Origin of the sequence: Sphingopyxis sp. (assembly GCF_025869345.1) — a bacterium.
In the GTDB taxonomy this organism is placed as follows: domain Bacteria; phylum Pseudomonadota; class Alphaproteobacteria; order Sphingomonadales; family Sphingomonadaceae; genus Sphingopyxis.
The window spans coordinates 1-3,194 of sequence record NZ_JAOZVW010000001.1 but is presented as its reverse complement, the minus strand read 5'-3'; the positions used below and the strand labels follow the sequence as shown (position 1 = coordinate 3,194).

Sequence of the window (3,194 nt, the reverse complement as noted above, 5' to 3'; positions counted from 1 at the left end):
TCACCCTCTCGCGCGTGCGCCGCGAGCGCATGGGCCATATCGAGCTGGCCGCCCCGGTCGCGCACATCTGGTTCCTGAAGTCGCTGCCGAGCCGCATCGGCCTGCTGCTCGACATGACGCTCAAGGATCTCGAGCGCATCCTCTATTTCGAGAACTACGTCGTCATCGAGCCGGGCCTGACCCCGCTGAAGCTGCACTCGCTGCTCAGCGAGGAAGACTTCATGAACGCGCAGGACGAGTACGGCGAGGACGCCTTCACGGCGGCGATCGGCGCCGAGGCGCTGCGCATCATGCTGTCCGCGCTGGATCTCGAGGAAGAGAAGAAGACCTGCCGCGAGGAACTCCGCGACACCAATTCGGAAGCCAAGCGCAAGAAACTGGTCAAGCGCCTCAAGCTGATCGACGCCTTCATGGCCTCGCAGTCGCGGCCGGAATGGATGATCCTGGAAGTCGTTCCGGTGATCCCGCCCGAGCTGCGTCCGCTGGTCCCGCTCGACGGCGGCCGCTTCGCGACGTCGGACTTGAACGACCTGTACCGCCGCGTCATCAACCGCAACAACCGCCTGAAGCGGCTGATCGAGCTGAAGGCGCCGGACATCATTATCCGCAACGAGAAGCGCATGCTTCAGGAAGCGGTCGATGCGCTGTTCGACAACGGCCGCCGCGGCCGCGTCATCACCGGCGCCAACAAGCGCCCGCTGAAGTCGCTCGCCGACATGCTGAAGGGCAAGCAGGGCCGGTTCCGCCAGAACCTGCTCGGCAAGCGCGTCGACTATTCCGGCCGTTCGGTGATCGTCGTCGGTCCCGAGCTGAAGCTGCACCAGTGCGGCCTGCCGAAGAAGATGGCGCTGGAGCTGTTCAAGCCCTTCATCTATTCGCGCCTCGACGCCAAGGGCCTGTCGGCCACCGTGAAGCAGGCGAAGAAGCTGGTCGAGAAGGAGCGTCCCGAGGTGTGGGACATCCTCGACGAGGTGATCCGCGAGCATCCGGTGATGCTGAACCGCGCCCCGACGCTGCATCGCCTGGGCATCCAGGCGTTCGAGCCGGTGCTGATCGAAGGCAAGGCGATCCAGCTGCATCCGCTGGTCTGCTCGGCCTTCAACGCCGACTTCGACGGCGACCAGATGGCGGTGCACGTGCCGCTGTCCATCGAGGCGCAGCTCGAAGCCCGCGTGCTGATGATGTCGACCAACAACATCCTGCACCCGGCGAACGGCGCGCCGATCATCGTGCCGTCGCAGGACATCGTGCTCGGCCTCTACTACCTCACCATGATGAAGGAAGGTGAGCCGGGCGAGGGCATGGCGTTCGCCAATATGGGCGAGATCGACCACGCGCTGGCCGCCAAGGCCATCACCCTGCACACCAAGGTGCGCGGGCGCTATATCGGCGTCGACGAGGACGGCAAGCCGGCCTCGAAGATCTTCGAGACCACGCCCGGCCGCATGAAGCTCGGCGAACTGCTGCCGAAGAACGCCAAGACCCCCTTCGACGTCGTCAACAAGCTGATGACCAAGAAGGAGATCTCGAACATGATCGACACCGTCTACCGCCACTGCGGTCAGAAGGAGACGGTCATCTTCTGCGATCGCATCATGACGCTCGGCTTCACCAACGCCTTCCGCGCCGGCATTTCCTTCGGCAAGGACGACATGGTGGTGCCCTCCAAGAAGTGGGACATGGTCGAAGAGACCCGCTCGCTCACCAAGGAGTACGAGCAGCAGTACAATGACGGCCTGATCACCCAGGGCGAGAAGTACAACAAGGTCGTGGATGCGTGGGGCAAGTGCTCCGCCCGCCTCGCCGACGAGATGATGGCCGAGATTTCGGCCGTGAAGAAGGATCCGGTCACGGGTCGCGAGAAGCAGATCAACTCGATCTACATGATGGCCCATTCCGGCGCCCGTGGTTCGCGCGAGCAGATGCGTCAGCTCGCCGCCATGCGCGGCCTGATGGCCAAGCCGTCGGGCGAGATCATCGAGACGCCGATCATCTCGAACTTCAAGGAAGGCCTGTCGGTTCTCGAATACTTCAACTCGACCCACGGCGCTCGTAAGGGCCTCGCGGACACCGCGCTGAAGACCGCGAACTCGGGCTATCTGACCCGTCGTCTCGTCGACGTGGCGCAGGACAGCATCATCACGGTGCGGGACTGCGGCACGGAGAACGGCATCGCCATGCGGGCGATCGTCGACGCTGGCCAGATCGTCGCCACGCTCGGTTCGCGCGTGCTGGGCCGCACCGCGGCCGAGGACGTGATCGAGGGCGCGACCGGCAATGTGATCGTGCCGGCCGGCCACATGATGGACGAGGCCGACGTCGAGCGCATCAGCAAGGCGGGCGTGCAGGAGATCAAGATCCGCTCCGTGCTCACCTGCGAGGCCAAGAACGGCGTTTGCGGCACCTGCTATGGCCGCGACCTCGCGCGCGGCACGCCGGTGAACATGGGTGAGGCGGTCGGCGTCATCGCGGCGCAGTCGATCGGAGAGCCCGGCACGCAGCTGACCATGCGCACCTTCCACATCGGTGGTGCGGCGCAGCTCTCCGAGCAGTCCTTCATCGAGGCCTCGTTCGAGGGCACGGTGAAGATCCGCAACCGCAACGTGGTGCGGAACTCGGAAGGCGAGCTGATCGCGATGAGCCGCAACCTCTCCGTCCTGATCATTGATCACGACGGCTCGGAGAAGGCGGCGCACCGCATTCAGTTCGGCGCCAAGCTGAAGGTGGACGAGGGCGACGCGATCAAGCGCGGCCAGCGCATCGCCGAGTGGGACCCCTATACCCGCCCGATCCTCACGGAAGTCGAGGGTACGGTGGGTTACGAGGACCTGGTCGAAGGCGCCTCGCTGAGCGAGACGGTCGACGAGTCGACCGGCATCGCCAAGCGCGTCGTCACCGACTGGCGCACCGGCCGCGGCTCGGAGCTGCGTCCCTCGCTGGTGGTCAAGGGTTCCGACGGCAAGGTGCTGAAGCTGCCGCGCGGCGGCGACGCCCGCTACACCCTGCCGGTCGACGCCATCCTGTCGGCCGATCCGGGCTCGCACATCAAGGCGGGCGACGTGCTCGCCCGCGTGCCGATGGAGTCCGCCAAGACCCGCGACATCACGGGCGGTCTGCCGCGCGTGGCGGAGCTGTTCGAGGCGCGTCGTCCGAAGGATGCGGCGATCCTCGCCGAAATCTCCGGCACGATCCGC

At 65.5% G+C, this 3,194-nt stretch carries 1 protein-coding gene; it reads left to right on the top strand.

Annotation, left to right across the window (positions count from 1 at the left end; all coding sequences use genetic code 11):
• Window positions 1-3,194, top strand: a 3,194-nt coding sequence (rpoC, locus tag OJI97_RS00005; RefSeq protein ID WP_297659483.1) for a DNA-directed RNA polymerase subunit beta', incomplete at both ends; no start/stop codon positions are given.